This window comes from Bacteroidota bacterium, from assembly GCA_017303905.1.
Classification (GTDB): Bacteria; Bacteroidota; Bacteroidia; order B-17B0; family Aurantibacillaceae; genus JAHEYG01.
Map to the genome: position 1 here is coordinate 205766 of JAFLBH010000005.1, position 22847 is coordinate 228612.

Annotated in this window: 26 protein-coding genes and 1 tRNA gene; 17 read left to right on the top strand and 10 right to left on the bottom strand. The window is 36.2% G+C overall.

What is annotated here, in order from left to right:
- The first annotated feature begins 1 nt into the window (after position 1).
- The 8 genes from hisH to J0L69_16250 all read left to right on the top strand — a co-directional run bounded on the left by hisH (position 2) and on the right by J0L69_16250 (position 4987).
- Positions 2-595 (top strand): imidazole glycerol phosphate synthase subunit HisH, encoded by a 594-nt coding sequence (gene hisH, locus J0L69_16215; GenBank protein MBN8694741.1) that lies wholly within the window; start codon positions 2-4, stop codon positions 593-595.
- 1 nt (position 596) lies between these two features.
- The gene (gene hisA, locus J0L69_16220) at positions 597-1343 is read left to right on the top strand and encodes a 1-(5-phosphoribosyl)-5-[(5-phosphoribosylamino)methylideneamino]imidazole-4-carboxamide isomerase (GenBank protein ID MBN8694742.1); all 747 of its coding nucleotides are present in this window, start codon (positions 597-599) and stop codon (positions 1341-1343) included.
- 1 nt (position 1344) lies between these two features.
- Positions 1345-2100, top strand: a complete 756-nt coding sequence (hisF, locus tag J0L69_16225; GenBank protein MBN8694743.1) for an imidazole glycerol phosphate synthase subunit HisF — start codon at positions 1345-1347, stop codon at positions 2098-2100.
- Positions 2097-2690 carry a bifunctional phosphoribosyl-AMP cyclohydrolase/phosphoribosyl-ATP diphosphatase HisIE gene (locus J0L69_16230; protein MBN8694744.1) on the top strand — a complete coding sequence of 198 codons (594 nt, stop codon included), beginning with the start codon at positions 2097-2099 and terminating at the stop codon, positions 2688-2690. Before hisF ends, J0L69_16230 begins: the two co-directional genes overlap by 4 nt.
- 108 nt (positions 2691-2798) lie before the next feature.
- Complete coding sequence (locus J0L69_16235; protein MBN8694745.1) at positions 2799-3494, top strand: response regulator transcription factor; 696 nt, start codon at positions 2799-2801, stop codon at positions 3492-3494.
- Between the two features lie 213 nt (positions 3495-3707).
- The gene (locus tag J0L69_16240; protein MBN8694746.1) at positions 3708-4163 is read left to right on the top strand and encodes a hypothetical protein; all 456 of its coding nucleotides are present in this window, start codon (positions 3708-3710) and stop codon (positions 4161-4163) included.
- A gap of 97 nt (positions 4164-4260) precedes the next feature.
- The gene (locus tag J0L69_16245; GenBank protein MBN8694747.1) at positions 4261-4656 is read left to right on the top strand and encodes a hypothetical protein; all 396 of its coding nucleotides are present in this window, start codon (positions 4261-4263) and stop codon (positions 4654-4656) included.
- 10 nt (positions 4657-4666) lie between these two features.
- Positions 4667-4987, top strand: a complete 321-nt coding sequence (locus J0L69_16250; GenBank protein MBN8694748.1) for a hypothetical protein — start codon at positions 4667-4669, stop codon at positions 4985-4987.
- A 77-nt stretch (positions 4988-5064) separates the two neighbouring features.
- On the opposite strand, the gene typA is transcribed toward J0L69_16250, so the two are convergent.
- A complete protein-coding gene (typA, locus tag J0L69_16255) occupies positions 5065-6873 on the bottom strand; it encodes a translational GTPase TypA (protein MBN8694749.1) in 1809 nt (602 codons plus the stop codon).
- 124 nt (positions 6874-6997) lie between these two features.
- Here typA and J0L69_16260 point away from each other — a divergent pair, with 124 nt between their 5' ends.
- Positions 6998-7768, top strand: coding sequence for an alpha/beta fold hydrolase (locus J0L69_16260; protein MBN8694750.1), 771 nt, complete (start codon positions 6998-7000; stop codon positions 7766-7768).
- Here J0L69_16260 and J0L69_16265 read toward each other — a convergent pair.
- Positions 7755-8384, bottom strand: a complete 630-nt coding sequence (locus J0L69_16265) for an HAD family phosphatase (GenBank protein ID MBN8694751.1) — start codon at positions 8382-8384, stop codon at positions 7755-7757. The two genes, J0L69_16260 and J0L69_16265, sit on opposite strands and share 14 nt — an antisense overlap.
- Positions 8385-8579: 195 nt before the next feature.
- Between J0L69_16265 and J0L69_16270 the strand changes: the two genes are divergently transcribed.
- From J0L69_16270 to J0L69_16295, 6 genes are all read left to right on the top strand, one after another.
- Positions 8580-8656: transfer RNA gene (locus J0L69_16270), tRNA-Ile, on the top strand.
- Positions 8657-8701: 45 nt separating this feature from the next.
- Positions 8702-8995, top strand: a complete 294-nt coding sequence (locus tag J0L69_16275) for a GIY-YIG nuclease family protein (GenBank protein MBN8694752.1) — start codon at positions 8702-8704, stop codon at positions 8993-8995.
- Positions 8996-9161: 166 nt separating this feature from the next.
- Positions 9162-10853 (top strand): hypothetical protein, encoded by a 1692-nt coding sequence (locus J0L69_16280; GenBank protein ID MBN8694753.1) that lies wholly within the window; start codon positions 9162-9164, stop codon positions 10851-10853.
- Positions 10854-10871: 18 nt separating this feature from the next.
- Complete coding sequence (locus tag J0L69_16285) at positions 10872-12005, top strand: beta-ketoacyl-ACP synthase III (protein ID MBN8694754.1); 1134 nt, start codon at positions 10872-10874, stop codon at positions 12003-12005.
- A 3-nt stretch (positions 12006-12008) separates the two neighbouring features.
- The gene (locus J0L69_16290) at positions 12009-12407 is read left to right on the top strand and encodes a hypothetical protein (GenBank protein MBN8694755.1); all 399 of its coding nucleotides are present in this window, start codon (positions 12009-12011) and stop codon (positions 12405-12407) included.
- Positions 12407-13423, top strand: a complete 1017-nt coding sequence (locus tag J0L69_16295; GenBank protein ID MBN8694756.1) for a BtrH N-terminal domain-containing protein — start codon at positions 12407-12409, stop codon at positions 13421-13423. The genes J0L69_16290 and J0L69_16295 overlap by 1 nt, the downstream gene beginning before the upstream one ends.
- Before the next feature lie 51 nt (positions 13424-13474).
- Here J0L69_16295 and J0L69_16300 read toward each other — a convergent pair whose 3' ends face one another.
- Positions 13475-13675 carry a hypothetical protein gene (locus tag J0L69_16300; GenBank protein ID MBN8694757.1) on the bottom strand — a complete coding sequence of 67 codons (201 nt, stop codon included), beginning with the start codon at positions 13673-13675 and terminating at the stop codon, positions 13475-13477.
- Positions 13676-13735: 60 nt separating this feature from the next.
- Between J0L69_16300 and J0L69_16305 the strand changes: the two genes are divergently transcribed.
- On the top strand, positions 13736-14722 hold the full coding sequence (locus tag J0L69_16305) for a hypothetical protein (protein MBN8694758.1): 987 nt from the start codon (positions 13736-13738) through the stop codon (positions 14720-14722).
- A 1-nt stretch (position 14723) separates the two neighbouring features.
- On the opposite strand, the gene J0L69_16310 is transcribed toward J0L69_16305, so the two are convergent.
- Genes J0L69_16310 through tatC form a run of 3 tightly spaced genes read right to left on the bottom strand, consistent with a single transcriptional unit; the run spans position 14724 to position 17083 of the window.
- A complete protein-coding gene (locus J0L69_16310) occupies positions 14724-15866 on the bottom strand; it encodes a T9SS type A sorting domain-containing protein (GenBank protein ID MBN8694759.1) in 1143 nt (380 codons plus the stop codon).
- A 33-nt stretch (positions 15867-15899) separates the two neighbouring features.
- Positions 15900-16241, bottom strand: a complete 342-nt coding sequence (locus tag J0L69_16315; GenBank protein MBN8694760.1) for a carboxymuconolactone decarboxylase family protein — start codon at positions 16239-16241, stop codon at positions 15900-15902.
- Entirely contained in the window at positions 16241-17083 is an 843-nt protein-coding gene (tatC, locus tag J0L69_16320; protein MBN8694761.1) for a twin-arginine translocase subunit TatC, read from the bottom strand. The genes J0L69_16315 and tatC overlap by 1 nt, the downstream gene beginning before the upstream one ends.
- 156 nt (positions 17084-17239) lie before the next feature.
- On the opposite strand from tatC, the gene J0L69_16325 reads away from it, so the two are divergent.
- Positions 17240-18718 (top strand): T9SS type A sorting domain-containing protein, encoded by a 1479-nt coding sequence (locus J0L69_16325; GenBank protein MBN8694762.1) that lies wholly within the window; start codon positions 17240-17242, stop codon positions 18716-18718.
- Positions 18719-18767: 49 nt separating this feature from the next.
- On the opposite strand, the gene aroA is transcribed toward J0L69_16325, so the two are convergent.
- The 4 genes from aroA to J0L69_16345 are packed head-to-tail and all read right to left on the bottom strand — an operon-like array spanning position 18768 to position 22846.
- On the bottom strand, positions 18768-20000 hold the full coding sequence (gene aroA, locus J0L69_16330; protein MBN8694763.1) for a 3-phosphoshikimate 1-carboxyvinyltransferase: 1233 nt from the start codon (positions 19998-20000) through the stop codon (positions 18768-18770).
- Positions 19987-21060, bottom strand: coding sequence for a 3-dehydroquinate synthase (aroB, locus tag J0L69_16335; protein ID MBN8694764.1), 1074 nt, complete (start codon positions 21058-21060; stop codon positions 19987-19989). Before aroB ends, aroA begins: the two co-directional genes overlap by 14 nt.
- Before the next feature lie 11 nt (positions 21061-21071).
- On the bottom strand, positions 21072-22076 hold the full coding sequence (gene aroF / locus J0L69_16340; protein ID MBN8694765.1) for a 3-deoxy-7-phosphoheptulonate synthase: 1005 nt from the start codon (positions 22074-22076) through the stop codon (positions 21072-21074).
- Positions 22073-22846, bottom strand: coding sequence for a tryptophan synthase subunit alpha (locus J0L69_16345; GenBank protein ID MBN8694766.1), 774 nt, complete (start codon positions 22844-22846; stop codon positions 22073-22075). The genes aroF and J0L69_16345 overlap by 4 nt, the downstream gene beginning before the upstream one ends.
- Between the last annotated feature and the right edge of the window lies 1 nt (position 22847).

The window sequence follows — 22847 nt, forward strand, 5'->3', positions numbered from 1 at the left end:
AATGAAAATAGTAATAATAAAATATAACGCGGGAAATATACAGTCGGTGAAGTTTGCCTTAAACCGATTAGGCATAGAGCCGATTGTATCCGATAATGTGAACGATATACTTTCTGCCGATAAAGTTATTTTTCCGGGTGTAGGTGAAGCCTCAAGCGCCATGAATTATTTGAAAGAGAAACAACTTGATCAGGTTATTAAACAACTTAAACAACCTGTATTAGGAATTTGTCTTGGTATGCAATTATTGTGTAAACATTCGGAAGAAGGTGATACCAATTGCATAGGGATATTTGATGCTGAAATTAAAAAATTTAACTTTGGAAAAGATAGCGAATTAAAAGTGCCGCAAATCGGCTGGAATAAAATTTTTAATCTCAAATCTGATTTGTTTAAAGGAATAAAAGAAAAAGATTACATGTATTTTGTTCACGGATACTATGCCAATTTATGCAATGACACTATCTCCGTTACAGATTACGGAATAAATTACTCGAGCACTTTAAATAAAAATAATTTTTTTGGTGTTCAGTTTCATCCCGAAAAATCGGCCGAAGTCGGTGAAATATTATTAGCAAACTTTATAAAAATGTAAAATGGATATAATTCCTGCAATAGATTTAATAGATGGAAAATGCGTACGACTTACCCAAGGCGATTACGACAAGAAAACCATTTACAATGAAAACCCTTTGGAAGTTGCTAAACAGTTTGAAGACATTGGAATTAAACGATTACACTTGGTGGATTTAGATGGTGCCAAAAAAGGAGAAATAGTTAATCTGAAAGTTCTCGAAACAATTGCTTCCAATACCGGGCTCGTAATTGATTTTGGCGGTGGTATTAAATCCGAACAATCGTTGGAGAGTGTATTTACTGCTGGTGCTAATCTTGCAACAATAGGAAGTCTGGCCGTAAAAGAACCTGAAGTGTTTTTTAGCTGGATTGAAAAATACGGTGCCGGCAAAATTATGCTTGGCGCGGATGTAAGCAATAATAAAATCGCGATTGGCGGATGGCTCAAGACTACAGACATTGATGTTATAGATTTTATTAAAATCAATTTTTACAAAGGCATAAAAAATATATTCTGTACCGATATATCAAAGGATGGCATGTTACAAGGACCAGCCTTAGACCTGTACATGAATATCATGAAAGAAATACAAGATTTAAAAATCATTGCATCCGGTGGAGTATCCAACATGAAAGATGTTTTAGCCTTGAAAAAAATAGGTTGTGGCGGTGTTATTGTAGGCAAAGCCATTTATGAGCAACGAATAACTATGAAAGAAATAACTGAATTTAATCTGCGATCATCCGCGAAATCTGCGGGAAATTAATATGCTTACAAAAAGAATTATACCATGTTTGGATATTAAAGATGGTCGTACCGTGAAAGGTGTGAACTTTGAAAATATCCGCGATGCAGGTGATCCTGTAGAATTAGCAATTCGCTATTGTAAAGAAGGTGCCGATGAATTAGTATTTTTAGATATTACTGCAACCAATGAAAAAAGAAAAACATTATCTGAATTAGTATCGCGCATTGCTCAAAATATAAACATACCATTTACTGTTGGAGGCGGCATAAGCAGTGTAGAAGATGTTTCTGTATTATTGAACTCAGGCGCTGATAAAGTATCTGTTAATACAAGTGCCTTTAAGAACCCACAATTAATTGCTGATATGGCTGCGCAATTTGGCAGTCAGTGTGTGGTCTTAGCGATCGATACAAAATTTGAAGACGGCGATTGGTATGTATACTTAAATGGCGGAAAAGTAAAAACAGAAACAAAAGCCCTGGACTGGGCCAGAGAAGGCGTTCGCTTAGGGGCTGGAGAGATTCTACTTACCTCCATGAATAATGATGGTACCAAAGCAGGATTTGCCAACGATATTACTAAGCTCATTTCAGAAAATGTAAGCGTACCGGTGATAGCCAGTGGAGGCGCAGGCACTATGGAACACTTTAAAGACGCTTTTATGAAAGGCAAAGCAGATGCCGCATTAGCCGCCAGTGTTTTTCACTTTGGAGAAATAAACATTAGACCATTAAAAAAAGAATTACAAAACTCAACTATTGAAGTAAGATTATGAAACCGGATTTTAATAAATATAAAGACGGACTAGTTCCGGCAATTATACAGGATGCAACCACCAAAAATGTGCTTATGTTAGGCTTCATGAACAACGAAGCATTGAACAAAACACAGGAATTAAAAAAAGTAACTTTCTTCAGCCGTACCAAAAACAGACTTTGGACGAAGGGTGAAGAAAGCGGTAATTTTTTAAACGTTCAATCTATCACTATCGATTGTGATAATGATACACTTCTCATTAAAGCAAATCCTGTTGGTCCGGTTTGTCATACCGGCAGCGATACCTGCTTTAATGAAAGCAACGCAGATGTCGCATTTTTATATAAACTGGAGAGCATTATTAACGACCGTAAAAATAATCCTACAGATTCATCTTATACTTCCTCCCTTTTCAAAAAAGGCATCAACAAAATTGCCCAGAAAGTTGGTGAAGAAGCCGTAGAGATTGTCATTGAAGCGAAAGATAATAATGACGAATTATTTTTAGGGGAAGCTGCAGATTTGTTATTCCACTATTTAATATTACTTCAAGCTAAAAACAAAAACCTCGATCAAGTGATTAATGTTTTGAAAAAGAGACATAAATAATCCCGAAAAGTTAGTGGTTAAGCGTTCTTTGGGTCATTACAAGTTTGATTTATTGTCGTAAATAATTTTCAAAAAGAAGCCAAAAATTGTATTTTTGATATATACGATATGTTAAAGTGTGTAATTATAGATGATGATCCGACTGCTCGTTTATTACTTAAACAGTACATTTCTAAGGATAGTGAATTAGATTTACTAAACGAATTCAATAATCCGACTGAAGCACTTAATTACGTGAATAATACAGATTTTGACTTATTGTTTCTTGATATTGAAATGCCCGAAATGACCGGCATTGAATTTATAGAGTTATTGAATAAAAAATTACCACAAACTATTTTCACAACCAGTTATAAAGATTTCGCCATTAATGCTTTCAAATACAATGTAACCGGCTACCTTATTAAACCCGTCGAATATCCTGCTTTTTGTAATGCCATTTTAAAAGTAAAAGACAATATTAAAGAAAGCAAAACACAAAAAAGCAATAAAGACAGTGTTCTCTTCATTAAAAATGGTGACACAATTGCAAAATTGAACATCAAAGACCTAGGCTTAATCGAATGTATTGGAGATTATGTTAATTTATACACATCTGATCAAAAATTCACGATACACTCAACTATGAAAGCTATGGAGAAAAAATTTTCGTCAGAAGAATTTATCCGAGTACATCGTTCATACATTATAAGAATTGATAAGATTGAAGTTATTGAAGATGATAGTATACGATATGGTAAAAAAAATATTCCTATTGGAAAAACTTACAAAACTCAGGTTTATTCAAGGTTAAATATTATGTAATAATACTATCTATACTCTTTTCTCGCTAAACCCTTGGTTAAAAACCAAGGGTTCTTTGTTTTTGACCAATTCCATACTCCGAAACATTTGCGCCAAACTTCGAAAACCCGGCGCCTTTTAACGAATACTTCCACTCCCCCTTTTAAACCACCGTAATATTGTATCAGAATTCAACGAATAGAAATTCTAAAAAATAAAATAATAAAAAATAAGATGGGAAAACTCATCCTAAAACAAAAAGCCATGAAAACAACAATTTTAACCGCATTATTAGTAATCAGCTTTGCAATTAATGCACAAGAAACAAGAAAACAAGCAGTAAAAATTTCAGATGATCAACTACATTATTTAGCAGGTAACGGTATATCGGCGGGAGTTGGTTACACTATGAATTTCTTAACTAAAAAACCTGTATTATCCAGTTTAGCAGGATTTGTTACAGGTGCTGCAATTGGAATAGGCAAAGAAATTATTTATGATAAAGCCATGAATCGAGGAACATATAGTACCGCTGATATGGCAACTACCGCCTGGGGATCATTAGTTGGTGCACTGTCGCTAAGAGTAGTTATTCATATCGAAAACAAACATCATCAGTCACATTTTTTATTTAAAAAGAATAAAGCAAATAACGACCAAATCATAAAAGATCTTTACGCAGTGCATTAAATATACACTCCATTAGATGTTGCTTGATGACTTCTCCTGATTCAGAAAGAATAACTCTGAGACTGTAAGTGAATAAATAACCTAAAAAGATAAAATTATGATAAAGTATATTTCAGACACTGCAAGCTTTAGATTAATTGATCCACTAACAATTGAAATTAATTATTTCGATAATGAAGAGATTGACAAAACAGACCTGATTGAACATATTTTAATTACCGAACAGCTATCGTGTCAAAGAAAACTTAACTATCTCTTGATTTTTAATGAGAATATAAATATAAGTCAAGATGCAATAAATTTTTTAGCCGATGAATGGAGTAAACGAGCGGATAAAGTCCTTTCCAGAGCGATAATTTCTAGGAGCACAATCCCTAATAACTGGCTAGATTACTTTAATATCAGTAGTGAGTCAATAAAAACTAAATTCTTTTCAAATGTAACGGAAGCAAGAATTTGGTTAAAAACAATTAATCAAAAAGTAGCCACCTAAAATCAATCTCATGAAATCATCTCCTGTAAAAAACGCAATAATTATAGCAATAAGTCTGTTATTTATATCTGCTCTAATTTTAACTATTACTGAAAACAACCTAGCGCAACAGATCAAAAAATACTTTGATAATTACGAAATGCTTTTGACAATTATATACGCTGCAATTATTGTTGTGAGTTTTAATTTGCTGATATTTATTATTGGTGCTTTAGCAAATAAAAAAGAAATTAATTCTGCATATTTCAAACAAATTAAACGCAATTATCAAAATAATAGAAGAAGAAGATTAGAAAGTAGATACGTAAATACTCTTTCACGATTTAAATAATTCATGGCTGCTTGTTTGACGATTAATCGTAAATGTTGTGTGCAGCAAAAAGCCCCGGAAATTTCCGGGGCTTTTAATTAAGCTGTCATTGCTTTTGAAACACGCTTTCTTTCGTTTTCGTCTAATATAATTTTACGCATGCGAATGTGATTTGGAGTAATCTCTACGTATTCATCCCCCTGAATATATTCCATTGCTTCTTCTAAGCTGAAACGTACCTTAGGTGCAATACGCATTTTCTCATCAGTACCACTTGCGCGCATGTTTGTTAATTTCTTCTCGCCGCATAAGTTAATTACTAAGTCATCCGGACGAATATGTTCACCTACAACCATACCCGGATAAATTTCCTCACCTGGATCAATAAAGAAACGTCCTCTGTCCTGTAATTTATCCATACTGTATGCAACAGATGTTCCTTTTTCTTTACTCAACAAAACTCCAGCAATACGATTAGGGATTGGGCCTTTCCATGGCTCAAATGCTTTAAAGCGGTGCGCCATAATAGCTTCACCGGCTGTAGCAGTTAAAATATTGTTACGTAAACCAATAATACCACGAGAAGGAATTGAAAACTCAATATGAATCAAATCACCTTTTGGCTCCATGATTAACATATCGCCTTTACGTTGCGTTACCAGGTCGATTACCTTACTAGATGATTCTTGAGGAACATCTATTGTTAAAACCTCAACAGGTTCGTGTTTTACGCCATCAATTTCTTTAATGATTACTTGTGGCTGACCAACTTGTAACTCGTAACCTTCACGACGCATCGTTTCAATTAATACCGATAAGTGTAGAATACCGCGACCAAATACTAAATACGAATCGGGAGAACCGGTTTCTTCAATACGCATCGCTAAGTTTTTCTCTAATTCTTTATATAAACGGTCGCGCAAGTGACGAGAGGTTACATATTTTCCATCCTTACCAAAAAACGGAGAGGTGTTAATTGTAAACAACATACTCATTGTTGGTTCGTCAATAGAAATATTTGGTAAAGCTTCAGGATTTTCAAAATCAGCAACTGTATCACCAATTTCAAATCCTTCAATTCCTGTAAATGCACAAATATCTCCGGCTTGTACTTCCTGAACTTTTACTTTTCCTAAACCATCAAACACGAATAATTCTTTTACACGTGATTTCTGAATGGTGCCATTACGTTTCACAACACTCACCGGCATGTTTTCCTTAATGGTGCCGCGATAAACGCGACCAATAGCAATACGTCCGATAAATGATGAATAATCTAAGGATGTAATTTGTATTTGTAAAGTTCCTTCGCGTTTTGGCGCTTCCGGAATTTTATCCAAAATAACATCTAATAAATGAGTAATATCTTCTGTTGGAGTTTTATAATCCGGACCCATCCAACCTTGTTTTGATGAACCATAAACAGTTGGAAAATCTAACTGATCTTCGGTAGCATCCAGGTTGAAAAACAAATCGAAAACTGCATCATGCACTTCATCAGGACGACAATTTGGTTTATCTACTTTATTAATAACCAAAATAGCCTTTTTACCTGCAGCAATTGCCTTTTGCGTTACGAAACGTGTTTGAGGCATTGGGCCTTCAAAAGCATCCACTAATAAAATTACGCCGTCGGCCATGTTCATCACACGCTCAACTTCCCCGCCAAAATCGGCGTGGCCCGGAGTATCAATGATGTTAATTTTTGTTCCTTTATAAACAACAGAAACGTTCTTTGCTAAAATGGTAATTCCACGTTCGCGTTCCAAATCGTTGTTATCTAAAATAAGTTCGCCTGTTTCCTGATTATCTCGGAATAATTTACAGGTGTGTAAAATTTTGTCAACCAAAGTAGTTTTACCGTGGTCAACGTGAGCAATAATTGCAATGTTCTTAATACTTGACATGTACTGATTTTAAGGGCGCAAAGATACATTAATTATCCTGTTAAATCAATAATTTATACACATAATTGCTTTTATTTTAAATATTTAGGTGCTTTTTGCAGTAAATTTGCATCATATTTAGTTTATGGAACTTGCATACAAGGAATACGGAACAGGCACGCCTTTAATTATTTTACATGGTTTATTCGGACAAAGCGACAATTGGAATACGCTCGCCAAACGCTTTGGAGAGCAAGGATTCAGAGTGTTTACCGTTGATCAACGCAATCATGGATTATCAGGACACAGTGATGTTTGGGATTACCAAAGTATGGCTGAGGACTTAAATGAATTTATTCAGCAACATCAATTAGAGAATCCTATATTACTTGGCCATAGCATGGGCGGAAAAACCGTGATGTTTTTTGAGTTAATGTACAGCGGTGTAGCTCAAAAAATAATTGTTGCCGACATAGCGCCTCGCGCTTACGAACCACATCACGATGCAGTATTAAAAGCTCTGCATAGCGTAAAATTTGATGTAATTAAAACAAGAAAAGAAGCAGAATCTGTATTAAGCGAGCATATTGATGATTTTGGCACAAAACAGTTTTTACTCAAAAACATTTATTGGCGTGATTCTGAAAATAACTTAATGGATTGGCGTTTTAATTTAAAAACCATTTCTAAAGAATACGATAACATCAGTGTTGCCATTCCGGAAGGGTTCAGCGATGTACCAACACTTTTTGTAAAGGGAGAAAAATCAAATTATATAACCGAGAAGGATTTAACTGATATTAAATCTCATTTTCCGAATTATGAATTAAGCGAAATTAAAGATGCCGGTCATTGGGTTCACGCCGAAAAACCAAATGATTTCTTTGATGTAGTGATGAATTTTATAAAAGCTTAAGCTCCTCGAGTAAATCGGATATTTCTCTGTTTTTCTCTAGTAAAAACGCATTGATTCCGCACTCCCCCGCTCCTTTCACATGTTGTGGAGAATCGTCAATGAAAATTGTTTCCGAAGCTTTCAAATGATTGTCGCGCAAAACATGTTCGAAGATTTCGGCATCAGGTTTACGCATGCCTATCCGGCACGAATAATAGACTTTATCGAAGTAGTCGTTAAAATTTTTTATGCCGTAATTATGCTCTAATTCCCTTTCAAAAGCTTCGATGTGCGGTTCACAAGTATTACTTAATAAGTAGGTGTTGTAATTGTGCTTCATGGTCACCAAAGTATCCAAACGATGTTCCGGCACATCGAGCAACATGGCATTCCACGCTTTCAATAATTTATCGTGCGAACCATCAAATTGAATTTGTTTAGCGATTTCTTTGAAAAAATCTTTTTCGGAAATCTCACCTTTATCAATGGCATTAAATAAATCGGTTTGTTGCTTCTGAGTATAAATTTGTTCGAACGGTATTTTACTGAGCTTATTGAATTCAGCTATAGTTTTGTTTACATCAAGGTTTATTATCACCCCGCCTAAATCAAAAATCACGTTTTTTATCCCTTGCATAAATAATTTGTAATATCTTTACAAATATCTATTTTTGCAATCCGTTTCGCAAGAAACCATTCAAAAAACCGGAATTTTGCTCTCCCGATAGTTATCGGGACTTCAGCCGGTTAGAGCATCAGACTCTCCCGATAGCTATCGGGACTGAGGGTGCAGAAAAGAAAAAAATGTTCTTTAAAATATAAATTAATTAAAGGGCCCATAGCTCATTCGGTTAGAGCAACAGACTCATAATCTGTGGGTGCTTGGTTCGATCCCAAGTGGGCCCACCATTTAAACCCTGAAGTAAACAATACTTAGGGGTTTTGTTTTTATAGATGAAATGCTGTTACATTCTATTTAGCGAAAAACTTAATCGATTTTACATTGGTGTTTGTCAAGACGACCTTAATGAACGCATTCTAAAACACAACAATCACACTTACGGCAATCATCGGTTTACCGCTAAAGCAAGTGATTGGATATTGTTTTTTTTAATTGATTGCGAATCTTACTCGCAAGCCGTTAAAATTGAAAAGCACATAAAGGCCATGAAGAGTCGTGTGTACATAAGGAATTTAGCCAAATATCCCGATATCAGTCTGCAACTTTTGAATAAGTTTAAAGACTAAAAGATATTACCGAAATTTCAAGAATCTTTCCATCTTATTAATACACAGATAAGAGCACCAAGAAAAGTAAGCCTGATTTTTTAATCAGGCTTTTTCATTTACATACGTATTAACAATTATCGTCTCTCTTTCATTTATTTATTATATTTATTCAATACAAATTTCGATGCAAAAAACATACGACGTAGTGATAATGGGTGGCGGGCTTGCAGGCCTTTGCTTATCTATTCAGTTGAAAAAATCTAAACCCGATATCAGTATTTTGGTATTGGAAAAACGCGAAACAGAAGCACCAAAAGCTGCTCACAAAGTGGGAGAATCAACTGTTGAATTGGGAAGTTATTATTTACGTGAAGTACTTGGCTTAAAAGATTATTTAGAGAAAGACGAATTACCTAAACATGGACTACGCTTTTTCTTTCCATCCCACAATAAATCTGACATTGCTTCTCGTGTTGAATTGGGCCCTCGTGAAAAATTATTTGTTCCAAGTCACCAACTCGACAGAGGCACACTAGAGAATGAATTATTCCGACGCACCAAAGAATTAGGCACAGAAGTGGTTTTAGGTGCGCGTGTAAAAGATGTTGGATTTTGCGATGGTTATAATGAAGTAACCTACACAGTTAATAAAGAAGAATTCAAAGCAAGAGGCAAATGGACCCCGGATGCATCCGGTCGCGGTAATGTTTTAAAACACAAATTAGGATTTAAAAAAGATTGGGATCATGATGTAAATGCAGTGTGGTGGCGATTGAAAGGTGTGATTGATATTGACGAGTGGACCGATAATCAGGAGTGGAAAAACAAACTTAAACCACGTTTGCGCTATTTAAGCACTGTCCATTTTATGGATAAAGGTTATTGGGTGTGGGTGATTCCATTAGGAACAGAAAATACAAGTATTGGAATTGTTGCCGATCAAAAAATTCATCCCTTCGATCAACTTAACCAATATCACAAGGCAATTGCGTGGTTAGAAAAAAATGAACCGCTTTGCCATAAAATGTTGGAGCCTCTAGGAAAAGGCGATGGCTTAATGGATTTTCTGATATTAAAACATTATGGACACTCCACACAAAAAATATATTCAGCCGAACAACGCTGGGCAACAACAGGTGAGTCGGGACCATTCTTAGACCCATTCTATTCTCCGGGTACAGATTTTATTTCCTTAAATAATACCTGGCTGAGCGATTTAATTTTACGCGATCTTGCCGGTGAAGATATCGCACTAAGAACATTGGTGTATGAACAAACACACTTGAATATTTTTGAAGCCTGGACACAGATTTACCAGAACAAATATCAACTGTGGGGAAATACGCAAATCATGGTTGTAAAAATCTTTTGGGACTGGGCGGTGTATTGGTCGGTGTTAGCTTTATTATTTACCAATAATGCGTTTACAGATTTAAAAGTGTTGAAAGAACTATTTGCCTCCGAAAACGGATTAGGAAAAAAATTCACTAAGCTTCACATTCAAATGCAGAATTTCTTTATTCAATGGAAACCTTACGATACGGAAGTGTTTGAGAACCGTTACATCGACCCATTTGATTTAGACTTCTTGAAAAACTTCCAGCAAGGAATTGATGTGCAACATGGCAATTCGCAAAATTTATTGAAAAAAGTTTCAGAAAACATTGCTATTTTAGAAAAAGTGGCGGCTGAAATTTTCAGGTTAGTGAGTCACCATGCCAAAGGAACTGATTTGGATATGAAAGTAAATCCTTACACTGTTGATCTTGAAAATGGCACTACTGATACAACCAGCAAAGACGCATTACCATATGATGAACAAATTGCAAAAGATGTTAAGGTTATGTGGTTTTATAAAGAGAAAGAATTAATTTAACACCTTGTTACTTTTTTTATGTTTGAAGTTTATATAACAAAAGCCTCCCGATTTTTACCGAATGATCCCATCTCCAATGATGAGATGGATGCCTACTTAGGTCTTATTGATGGAAAACCTTCCAAAGGCAAAAGTCTTACACTACGCAATAATGGAATAAAATCAAGATATTATTCCATTGACAAAAACGGGCACTCTACGCATAACAATGCTCAAATGACGGCTATGGCAATTCAAAAATTAGCCAATGGAGATTTTAAATTAGCGGATATTGAATTGATAGCTTGTGGAACAACTACTCCTGATAACTTATTACCTTCCCATGCATCGATGGTACATGGCGAATTAAAAGCCAGTCCTGTTGAACTCGTTTCTCCTTCAGGTGCCTGCTGTGCCGGTATGCAAGCTTTAAAATACGGATACATGTCGGTTGCTTCAGGTAACACAAAAAACGCTGTGTGTACCGGATCAGAAAAAACATCTTCTTGGTTGCGCTCTGAACAGTTTGAAAAAGAAACTGAAAAATTAGCTGAACTTGAACAACAACCTCTCATTTCATTCGAAAAAGATTTTTTAAGATGGATGCTTTCTGACGGCGCAGGTGCAGTTTTGTTAGAAAACAAACCAAGAGGTCCTGTATCATTAAAAATCGAATGGTTAGAAATAAAATCATTTGCCAATGAAATTGAAACCTGTATGTATGCGGGCGCTGATAAAAATGCAGATGGAACAACCACCGGCTGGAAAGAGATGACACCTGACGAATGGATGGCTCATTCTACTTTCGCATTAAAACAGGATGTGAAGTTACTGGGAAAACACATTGTACCCACCGGAACTTTGTATTTGAAAGACCTTCTTGAAAAACATAAACTGGATATAAATACAATCAGCTATTTTTTACCTCATCTGTCATCAGAATTTTTCAGAAATAAAATTGCGGAAGAAATTGTTAAGTACAATATCAATATCCCGCAGGAGAAATGGTTTACCAACCTTACTCAATTAGGAAATGTTGGAGCGGGCTCGGTATATTTAATGATTGAAGAATTAATGAATTCAGGTAAATTAAAAAAGGGCGATAAGATTTTATTAATGGTTCCTGAGAGCGCGCGCTTTACATACGCCTACGCTTTGTTAACCGCTTATTAATTCATGAAAAAAGAAGAAATACCGCAAGATAAATCAGCGCTTGAAAAATACACGCGCGATATGTTGTATGTGAAAAATGCGGATGGGAAATACACCACTGCACTAAGCACAGGATGGGAAGTTAAAAAAGTGGCCTTGGATAACGCATGGGAAGATATTAATGAACGCGTGAAAGAAACTGCATTAGCGGTGAAAAACGGAGAAAAAAGTCCGGTCGCTTATTATATGGAATTAAAATTAATGGACTTAACTCTACTTTCTGCATATACAGGTTTTTGGAAATTTAATATCAAGCGTCACATGAAACCATCCGTATTTGCCAAACTTAGTGATGAGAAACTGTCACGCTATGCAAAAGCATTCGATATTACATTACAAGAATTAAAAAATTTCAAAGGATAGTGAAGAAAGAATTTAAGCACATACAAGCCGCGCATTGCGAAAACGGCGTTGCCACGAGTTTATTAAGATATCACGGATTAGATTTTGCAACTGAACCTTTAGTGTTCGGAATGGGTTCAGGGATTTTTTACATTCATATTCCATTCTTAATGATTAACGGCGGGCCGGCGGTTTCTTACCGTACGATGCCGGGATTTATTTTCTCGCGTGCAGCAAAACTATTGGGGCTAAGTGTAACCAGAAAAAAATTCAGCAACGAACAGCGCGCAAAAGAGTTTTTAGACAACAAAATAAAATTAGGTGAGCCGGTGGGCTGTCAGGTTGGTGTATTCAACTTACCATACTTTCCGCCTGAATATCGTTTCCATTTTAACGCACATAACTTAATCACTTTTGCAAAAGAAGGAAATGAATATTTAGTTAGTGATCCTGTAATGGAAGGCGTAACACGTTTGACAGAACAAGACATGATGAAAGTTCGCTTTGCAAAAGGACCTTTCGCTCCAAATGGTCATGTATATTACCCTGAAAACATAAAAGCAGTGAGTGACGAAACGATCAGGCGAGCGATTGTGAAAGGCATTAAACGTGCTTCGCGTGATATGCTTTATATTCCCGGACCAATCGCAGGAGTTTCTGGTATTAATTATACAGCTAAACACATTCGTAAATGGCGCGATAAATTAGGCGCTAAAAAAGCTGCTTTATATTTAGGACAAATTGTTCGTATGCAAGAAGAAATCGGAACCGGTGGCGGCGGATTCCGTTTTATATACGCTGCATTTTTAGAAGAAGCATCAAAATACCTCAGCGACGATCGGTTATTAAAAGTATCAGATGAATTTACAAAAGCCGGTGATTTATGGAGAACAAGTGCAGTACAAATGGGAAGAATCTATAAAGGAAGATTAGACGATCAGAAATATTATGACGAATGTGCCGATATGCTCAATCAAATTTCTGCAATTGAAAAAGGCGCGTTTCGAGAGCTAAAGAATATGACCTTAAAATACTAGAATAAAAAAAGCCCTTAATTTCTTAAGGGCTTTTTTTATTATCATGATAGATTACTCGTAAGTTCCGTTGCGAACTGCTTCTTTCTTGTACTTCATCAAACGTAATGTCCAATAAGCTAAAAGAAAAATAACAAATCCACCCATCAAAACGTTTGGCATTTGGCTTAAAGCACGCATACCTTTGAAACACCAGTAGAAGAAAGTTCCTGTTCCTTCAAAGATATCTGTCCAAGTAATCATTAAAAGTTTCATTTGTATAAATTTTGTAAGTTTACCGTACAAATATATAAATAATTAGAAATCTAAAAAATTGTGGTAGTCGGTACATTAAAAAAGGGATTAAAAGGGGCACTACCGCTGATTATTATATATTTTCTTGTTGCAAGCGCACTCAACTTCTTAATTACAACTAACTCACAATCTGATAATTACGAGAGTGTTTTTTATACTTTACTTCTCAGTAATGTTTCGTCAACACTTGCGGTGAGTTTAGTCAACCTCTCGTCCTTAGCCGTTGGCGCAGTACTTATTTCAATACTTGCCATTCGCGAGGAAATGGTTGAAAAAACCAATTACATTCCGGGATTTCTTTATTTACTCTTTGGAAGTATAGAGTTAGGATCTGCATTAATTCACCCTTCATTAATTGCCAATGTATTTATTTTATTGGCATTGATTTATTTGATTGAAACCTATCGTGAAGATAATGTATTACCAATGATTTTTAAAGCTGCATTTTTTATTTCACTAGCTACATTCTTCTACATCAACTATGCCTTTTACGCTTTCCTGCTTATCATTTGTTTGTTGGTGTTACGTCCGTTTAACTGGCGCGAGTGGACCATCGGATTTATGGGATTATCAACACCTCTTTTAATTTATAGTTCTGTTGGATATTTAGCGAACTATGACTTTCATGATTACCTGAATAATCTTGGTAGTTTATTGACTAACTTCCGGAAACCGGTGATATCTGAATTTTTCTATCCGTTGTTTATTGTTTTAATCATTTTACTGTTACTAACGGCCTCGAAACATGCCACAAGAGGATTAGGCTCCAGAATTAAAACGCAAAAAAATCTCGGACTTATGTATTGGTTAATGCTTTTTTCGGTAATCAATTTTTTCGCAAAGGACAACAGTTATTACTTTCCGCTTATCGCCTCTATTATCCCAATAAGTATTTTACTGAGCGATTATTTCTATAACATAAAGCAATTAAAAGTAGCGAATACATTGTTTTTTTTGCTTATCGCGAGTAGTTTCTTATTGCTCTTAATGAAAATGAATCTGCTTTAAACTAATTTTTACTGACAACTATTTTATTGTAAGAATTATTTATAGAAACAAAATAAATTCCATTTTCAAGGTCATTCACATCGATTTCACCTTTTCCTTCACGGGGCATTATCTTAGTTTTTACAATTTGACCCATGTTGTTTAAAATTTTTATTTCACAGTCACTACATTTTACTTTTAATTTACCATCGATAACCGGATTTGGATAAACCTGTATTTTACTCTCATGAAATATTTCATTAAGATTCAAAGAAAATGTTTTTGGCATAAAACTATAAGCAAACCATTGATACCCTAACAAGGAAATATTACTCTTCCACAAACCAGTTTCGTTTGTGAAATTCACACTGTAATTAGTAAATGCCTGAAGTGGTGTATTGCTTTGTACCCAAGGCCCCATGAATACAGGTTCTGCCGAAAATATGGGCATGACTTTTGCCTGAACACTAGCTCCGGCTAAATCAATTAACCGTGGACGCGTGTAGGTGTATGTAGTAGATTGATTATTCACATAAGCACTTATCAATACCCTGTCGCAATTTTGAACTATTGCTTTTGCTTGTCCTGCATTTGGCCAGCCTATATAGGTCTCTGACGTTACACCAACGGTGTTTCCCAAAGAATCGATTCGTCTTAATTCACGTTTAAAAAACTTAAAAGCACCGGACGTATCACAAGTGAAACCCTGAGGCTGAAGATATGTAGTACAATAAATACCGCCTGTATTTACAGATGAATTAATCCAGAATTCAAATTCAAGATTGTATACATCAAATTTATGATTAGGATTAGTGTGTTGTTGATTATAAACATGAATTACATTACTAAAAAACCAAAAACTTTCGCCGGTTGCGCCAACGTTTGTGATGCCATACATTGTTTTTGCTTTATTGATAAAATTCGCTAATGGCAAAGCGGTTGTAGTGTTTGTTAAGCTGGCAGTTGTATGTACATTCCACAAATTGTACAAAGCAAGATAATTAAAACCTTGACTTTGTGCATAATTTAATAAGCTATCTTCCTTTTGAATATTACCTAAAATCAAATTGAATTTATCGACGTAAAGTCCTTTTACTAAAGTCTGGGAATTAGCTGCCGAATTAAAAAAAACAACAGATACTAAGATTATTAAAAACCGTTTCATAATCTAAATTTAGTAAAATTAAAGAGTAAAATATTATTTACACAACTCTTCCCAATACTCAGCAGCACGGCGTGTGTGTGGAATAACAATGGTACCTCCTACAATATTTGCAACGGCAAAAATTTCATAAATTTCTTCGGTGGTACATCCCTGCTCTTTACATTTTCCCAGGTGATATTTTATGCAGTCATCGCAGCGAAGCACCATGCTGGCAACAAGTCCAAGCATCTCTTTTGTTTTTACATTTAATGCGCCTTCTGCATATGTGTTAGTATCGAGATTAAATAATCGTTTTAAAACCAGATTATCTTTACTCATTAATACATCGTTCATACGCGAACGATAATCATTAAATTCTTGTACAGGATTGCTCATTAGTCTTCGAGTTTATATTTTTTTACGACGTACTTAGAAACATAAATACTTACTTCATATAACAAATACATTGGAACAGCAACAACCATTTGTGAAGTAACATCCGGACTTGGTGTAATGACTGCCGCTGCAATTAAAATAATAACAACAGCATGCTTGCGGTATTTACGCATGAATGCCGGGGTTAGCAATGTCATGCGGGAAAGGAAATAAACCAATATTGGCAACTCGAAAATAATTCCCGATACCAAAGTCATGGTAGTAATAAAAGATGAATAATCATCCAAGGTTTGATTCGTCTCAATCAATCCGCTATCCGACATTTGATAGTTGATAAGGAAATTGTAAGACATTGGAAACATAATGAAGTAACCGAAACAAATTCCAAATAAGAACAAAAGAGAAGCGATAACAACAAATATCTTCACAGGTCCAATCTCTTTATCTTTTAATGCCGGACGAACAAACTTCCATAACTCCCACAACAAGAAAGGGAAACCTAAAATTAATCCACCCATAAAGGCAAACCACATGTGTGTAAAAAACTGTTCTGATATACCAAGTGTTTGCAACTTCACCTCTTTCACCTGCATACACATCACGTCACCCGCTCCGATTTTATGACCTAAGGCACATAAGGCGCGGTATGAAATGAAATCCTGCTTAATTGGTCCTAAAAAAATCTCATCAATAAAAATTCCGGGTAAACAAAAAATGGCAATCGCGAAAACAACAATTACAGCAGCACTTCTTACCAAATGCCAACGCAATTCCTCAAGGTGTTGCAGAAATGACATTTCCTTTGGTTGTCCGTTACTATCTGTATTTCCGAATAAGGCCATTGTAAGAGCGACAAATGTACGATTTAGGTCGGTCTTAAGCAATTGGCTTATTCATATCGTAGGGACAAGCCCCCAAATGAGGCAATCCCCTCATTAATCGAGTAAAAAACACAAATGACAAGTGAAATTTTAATAGTATTGTATAAAACAAAACCTATGAAAAAACAATTACACTTTTTAATCATGGCTTGCTTATTTCTTCTTACAGGAAGGATATTTGCTCAGGTTCCGGTTGCTAATTTCTCTTTTTCGCCCAACCCTGTTTGTGCTGGTTCCACAGTAAGTTTCACTGATATGTCAACCAATGCGCCGGTAATTTGGTCTTATACCTTAGCGGGTGCTACGCCCTCTGTTATGACCGTTCAAAACCCAACTGTATTGTATAATACAGCAGGCGTTTATACAGTTGGACTAACTGCTTTTAATTTATCCGGTTCAAGCTTACCAGTAATTAAAACCATTACTGTAAACGCCAACCCTGTTGCCACCATGATGCCAAATTTTCTTTCTGTATGTTCAGGAAGTTCGGCAACATTTTCGGTGATTGCGGTAGGGCCATCGCCATTTACTTATAGCTGGAACACTGGAGCTACCACATTTAGCATTAATGCTTCTCCAACAGTAACCACCATTTACTCCTGTGTTATCACCGGCAGTAACGGGTGTACTAACACACAGAGTGCTGTAGCCACCGTAATACCACCTCCTACCGTATTAATCAATTCTAATCCAACGGCTATTTGTATTCCAACACAACATGCAACTTTAACAGCCTTGGCTATTGGTACCGGACCGCTTTCTTATTCATGGTCAACCGGTTCAACCACAAGTGTGGCCATCACGCCGGTACCGGGTAACTTTTCTGTAACAGTTACAGATGGAAATGGATGTAAATCAACACAAACTGTTAACGTTGGATCTGGCACAATGCCTTCTGTTGCGGTTACTGCCAGTCCTGCTGTTATTTGTAGCGGCAACTCAACAAATTTATACGCGAGCGGTTCAGCTACCTCCTATTCATGGAGCACGTCCCAAACAACACAGAGTATTTCCGTGTCACCTTTCTTCACTACTACTTACGTTGTAACCGGTACCAGTGGTGCCTGTTCACAAACTGCAGCAGTAACGGTAACAGTTAATACGACACCAACTGTTGTTGCTGTGGGAATCCCTACCAGCATTTGTGCCGGACAAAGTTCAACACTTACTGCCACTGCCATTGGCCCGGTAAGTTCGTATAGCTGGAGTTCAGGAGCGAGCGGACCTACAACGGTTGTGAGCCCTACCACATCCACTAACTACACAGTTACAGGAACAGGACCCGGCGGATGTTCCAGCTCCACAATAGTTGCGATTACAGTTAATGTTTGTACGAACATCGAGAGTAACACTAAAAACACTTCGATTTCATTATATCCAAACCCGACCAACGGAGAATTCAATTTAAATGTAAATTCAAGTCAGTTCAATAATGTAATTGAAATTTACAACAGCTTAGGTGAATTGATTAAAAAACAAGAAGTGAAAGAATTGAATTCAAAAATTAATCTTTCCGAATACGCGTCCGGAATTTATCACATCCGCTTGATGTCAGGAGAAAAACAGGTTTACAAAAACAAAATCATTAAGGAATAGAATAGTTTTCTTCGACAAAAAAATCCCCTTCAGAAATGTTGGGGATTTTTTATTCTACATCGATACCGGCTTCTTGTAAGTCATCCCAAAACGCCGCATAAGATTTATTCACCACGTCTTCATCATCGAAAGTAAGTGTATTACATTTCATCACAAGTGGCGCAATGCTCATGGCCATGCGATGATCATGATAAGTTTTAATCTCGTCGGTTGGTGTTAATGGTGATGCATTAGGGTTTATCTTAATTGAACTATCTGTCATCTCAACTGCTGCGCCAAATCTTTCGAGTTCGGCTTTCATGGCAGCAATTCTGTCTGTTTCTTTAATGCGTAATGTTTGTAGTCCGGTTAAATGCGCTTTAAGTCCTAATCCAACACAAGTAGCAGCTACTGTTTGCGCAATATCAGGACAGTCAAGAAAATCATATTGCAACTCCGATATAGATGAAGCTTGCTTAGTTAAAGTTATCCCGGTAGCATCCCAGTGTGTTTTTACTCCTAATTTCTCATATAAAGATTGAACAATAGAATCCGATTGAAAACTGGACTTATTGAAATTCCGTAGTGTTACTTTTGCTTCATCTGCTAATGCCACAAAACTGTACCAATACGAAGCAGATGACCAATCGGACTCTACATAGTAATCAAGTCCGTCTTTTTTGTAATGAGCAGAAGGAACTTTAATCACATTACCGATTTGTTCAACAGCTACACCAAATTGATTCATCACTTCAATCGTCATTTTAATGTACGGCTTCGAAACTGATTCGTTTTTTATCTGAAGGGTTAATCCACTTTCAAGGGTTGGTGCAATTAATAATAAAGCTGTAATAAATTGACTACTTACACTTCCATCGATTTCAATTGCACCACCATTTAATTTACTCCCAACAATTTTTAAAGGAGGAAAGCCTTCTTTATTCAGATAAGTAATATTAGCGCCCAGCTTTCTCAATGTATTTACCAACTCACCAATCGGACGTTGTTGCATCCGCTCCGATCCAGTTAAAGTCCAGTCGCCAATTTTACCGCTTAAATACGCTGATAAAAACCGCATGTCGGTTCCTGCATGCCCGACATCAATTACGGAAGAAGTTTTCCCCTTTACCAAACCAAGTTCCTTTGCCATCGTGATGGTATCGTCTGAGTCGGATAAATTTTTGAAGTGTAAATCCAATCCTGAAATTGCACGCACCATTAAAAGGCGATTGCTCAAACTTTTAGAACCCGAAATATGAATTTCGGTATTTATCGATTTATTTGGCGTGCTAATTTTTATCATGCACAACTGAATTATAATATTCCAGAGAGGATTTTACCAATGAAGCGGGAACAATCTGATTTATTTTACAGGAACCTATTTTGTTCAACAGTGAGAAGAGTACTTTGCCGTTGCTGTTTTTCTTATCGTTTAAGATAAGTAAATCCATCGCGGTGAAATGTTGCGGATGAACCGGACTTAATGTAAACGTATTTTTAAAGCAACTCACGATTTCATCAAGTTCGTTTTTAGAAATCAATTTTTTCTTATATGAAATAAAACTTTCTGCAATCATTCCTACTATCACTGCTTCACCATGCAGCAGTTCATCATCGGTACCCAATAAAACAGCTTCTACTGCATGCCCAATCGTATGCCCGAAATTTAACGCCTTCCGTACATTTTTTTCTGATGGATCCTTTTTGACAAATTTATTTTTTAATTCTACACTCCTATATAAATACTCACCAATGCTTTTAAGTTCGTAATCATATTTCATTTTCTTCCACAGCACCTTATCGCTAATCAAAGCCATTTTTAAAATTTCCGCCGCTCCATTTTTTGTATCTCGTTGCGACAGGGAAGACAAATAGTTTATATTAACAAAAACTGCTTTGGGTTGTGTAATGGTACCAATAACATTTTTGAGGTTAGCGAAATCTATTCCCGTTTTTCCACCAACGCTTGCATCGGCCATCGAGAGCAAGGTAGTTGGAATATTTATAAAATCTACACCACGCTTGTAAACGGAAGCGATAAAACCTCCCATGTCGGAAACAACACCGCCACCTAAATTTATAACCAATGTATTTCTATCAGCATTTAACTCCAGCATGGTTTCCCATATCTGAGCACAGGTATCCAGGTTTTTTGAACTTTCGCCCGGATCAATTTCTATAATCTCCGCAGATTGTAATTTCTTGCAGTTTGTTAGCAGTTCGGTGTAGCAATTATGAAACGAATTCTGATCACAAATCACAAAATACTTTGAATATTTATTTTTTGTAAGAAAAGAATTAAGCTCCTTAAAAACGTTCTTACCGAAATGAACTTTATATCCGATTGAGGCGATTGCTTTCATGCTTAAATATACTAAATGAATGAATTGCTTAAAACATGAATTTTATCAATTAACGATTTAGATTCCTCAAAATTTAATGTTTGTTGCCCATCCGATAAAGCCTCTTCGGGTTTTTCATGTACTTCATAAATAACACCATCCGCGCCACTAATTAAACTTGCTAAGGCTAATTTCGACACATAATCCCTTATTCCAACGCCATGCGAGGGATCAGCAATGACCGGCAGGTGTGACTTATCTTTTAAAACCTGAATGGCATTAATATCAAATGTATTCCGATACGCATTTTCGAATGTACGGATACCTCTTTCACACAAAATTAATTTTTCGTTCCCTTTGCTGAATACATACTCCGCCGAATAAAGCAGCTCTTCAATGGTTCCGCTGATGCCTCTTTTTATTAATACAGGCTTATCTAATTCTCCTAATGCATCCAATAAATTAAAATTTTGCGAATTACGCGCCCCCACCTGAAAAATATCCACATAAGGTTCCATCTGTTCCAGTTGTGATTCTTGCATCACCTCCGTAATGATTTTTATGTTGAGCGGTTTGCAAATAGCATGCATTAATTTCAAACCTTCAATACCCATTCCCCTGAAGGCATAAGGAGAACTTCTTGGTTTAAACACACCGCCACGCATTATTCTGACTCCATTTTTTACCAAATGCTCCGCTATGCTTTGTATTTGCTTCTCACTTTCTACAGAGCATGGACCGGCCATAATAACAGGACGTTCACCGCCAATCACCAATTCATCATCCAAATGAATCTTTGTGTTATTGGTTTTCCACTTTTTACTTACGAGTTTATAGCTGTCGGAAACAACATGGATATCCTTTACCCCATTCATATTTCCAACGGTTCTGATATCGAAGTCTGTTTTTCCAATACAAACCAGATAATGCCCTAATTGGGTTCTGACTTCTTTGCTAGCAAATTTCTTTTCTGATAAATAATTTCCGATGCCGGATTTTTCTGTCGAGGAAATATTTTCTTTAAGCTGTATGATCATGACTGATGTTTTAATTCATTAATAAATTGTTCCGTTGTACTTTTAATATTTTCAGACTGTCCTATTCTTCTGATAAATTCAGAACCAATAATGGCGCCGTTGCCCGCTTTACAGGCTGTTTCAAAACTTGCTTTGTCTTTTATCCCGAATCCGATTAACACCGGCAGATTTAAATTGAAGCGAGGAATAACCTCTTCCAATTGATGCGAATTTTTAATTTCATTCCCTGTAGTTGAATTGGAAGACACCAGGTAAACAAATCCCTTAGCTGCTTTTTTTACTTCCTCAACACGGTTATGTTGTGATAAGGGAGATAGCAGAAAAATCATAATCACATTAAATTTATCAGCAAGCTGTTTATGCTCACCTTCATATTCCTCAATCGGTAAATCAGGAAGAATCACACCGTCAATGCCGCATTCATGGCATTTGGCGTAGAATGATTCTATACCGTATTGCAAAACGGAATTTAAGTAGCCCATCAAAATAACCGGCTTCTGTGTTTTTTTCCGAAGCACAATTAGCTGATCGAACAAATTGGATAGCGTCATACCGTTGGCGATTGCCTTACTGCTGCTTTCCTGAATGGTCTTTCCATCCGCCAATGGATCAGAAAACGGAATTCCTATCTCCATTAAGTCGGCACCTGCCGAATCAAGCGCCTTCACAATTTCCAAAGTATCAGTGTAATTGGGATAACCCGCGGTAAAAAATATCGAGACAATATCTCTGTCTTTATTCTGAAATAATTTTTCTATTCTGTTATTCATG

Bases quoted from the DNA above. Each gene is read 5' to 3' on its own strand.
- hisH (MBN8694741.1), top strand. From the start codon at position 2: ATGAAAATAGTAATAATAAAATATAACGCGGGAAATATACAGTCGGTG.
- hisA (MBN8694742.1), top strand. From the start codon at position 597: ATGGATATAATTCCTGCAATAGATTTAATAGATGGAAAATGCGTACGA.
- hisF (MBN8694743.1), top strand. From the start codon at position 1,345: ATGCTTACAAAAAGAATTATACCATGTTTGGATATTAAAGATGGTCGT.
- J0L69_16230 (MBN8694744.1), top strand. From the start codon at position 2,097: ATGAAACCGGATTTTAATAAATATAAAGACGGACTAGTTCCGGCAATT.
- J0L69_16235 (MBN8694745.1), top strand. From the start codon at position 2,799: ATGTTAAAGTGTGTAATTATAGATGATGATCCGACTGCTCGTTTATTA.
- J0L69_16240 (MBN8694746.1), top strand. From the start codon at position 3,708: ATGGGAAAACTCATCCTAAAACAAAAAGCCATGAAAACAACAATTTTA.
- J0L69_16245 (MBN8694747.1), top strand. From the start codon at position 4,261: ATGATAAAGTATATTTCAGACACTGCAAGCTTTAGATTAATTGATCCA.
- J0L69_16250 (MBN8694748.1), top strand. From the start codon at position 4,667: ATGAAATCATCTCCTGTAAAAAACGCAATAATTATAGCAATAAGTCTG.
- typA (MBN8694749.1), bottom strand. From the start codon at position 6,873: ATGTCAAGTATTAAGAACATTGCAATTATTGCTCACGTTGACCACGGT.
- J0L69_16260 (MBN8694750.1), top strand. From the start codon at position 6,998: ATGGAACTTGCATACAAGGAATACGGAACAGGCACGCCTTTAATTATT.
- J0L69_16265 (MBN8694751.1), bottom strand. From the start codon at position 8,384: ATGCAAGGGATAAAAAACGTGATTTTTGATTTAGGCGGGGTGATAATA.
- J0L69_16275 (MBN8694752.1), top strand. From the start codon at position 8,702: ATGAAATGCTGTTACATTCTATTTAGCGAAAAACTTAATCGATTTTAC.
- J0L69_16280 (MBN8694753.1), top strand. From the start codon at position 9,162: ATGCAAAAAACATACGACGTAGTGATAATGGGTGGCGGGCTTGCAGGC.
- J0L69_16285 (MBN8694754.1), top strand. From the start codon at position 10,872: ATGTTTGAAGTTTATATAACAAAAGCCTCCCGATTTTTACCGAATGAT.
- J0L69_16290 (MBN8694755.1), top strand. From the start codon at position 12,009: ATGAAAAAAGAAGAAATACCGCAAGATAAATCAGCGCTTGAAAAATAC.
- J0L69_16300 (MBN8694757.1), bottom strand. From the start codon at position 13,675: ATGAAACTTTTAATGATTACTTGGACAGATATCTTTGAAGGAACAGGA.
- J0L69_16310 (MBN8694759.1), bottom strand. From the start codon at position 15,866: ATGAAACGGTTTTTAATAATCTTAGTATCTGTTGTTTTTTTTAATTCG.
- J0L69_16315 (MBN8694760.1), bottom strand. From the start codon at position 16,241: ATGAGCAATCCTGTACAAGAATTTAATGATTATCGTTCGCGTATGAAC.
- tatC (MBN8694761.1), bottom strand. From the start codon at position 17,083: ATGGCCTTATTCGGAAATACAGATAGTAACGGACAACCAAAGGAAATG.
- J0L69_16325 (MBN8694762.1), top strand. From the start codon at position 17,240: ATGAAAAAACAATTACACTTTTTAATCATGGCTTGCTTATTTCTTCTT.
- aroA (MBN8694763.1), bottom strand. From the start codon at position 20,000: ATGATAAAAATTAGCACGCCAAATAAATCGATAAATACCGAAATTCAT.
- aroB (MBN8694764.1), bottom strand. From the start codon at position 21,060: ATGAAAGCAATCGCCTCAATCGGATATAAAGTTCATTTCGGTAAGAAC.
- aroF (MBN8694765.1), bottom strand. From the start codon at position 22,076: ATGATCATACAGCTTAAAGAAAATATTTCCTCGACAGAAAAATCCGGC.
- J0L69_16345 (MBN8694766.1), bottom strand. From the start codon at position 22,846: ATGAATAACAGAATAGAAAAATTATTTCAGAATAAAGACAGAGATATT.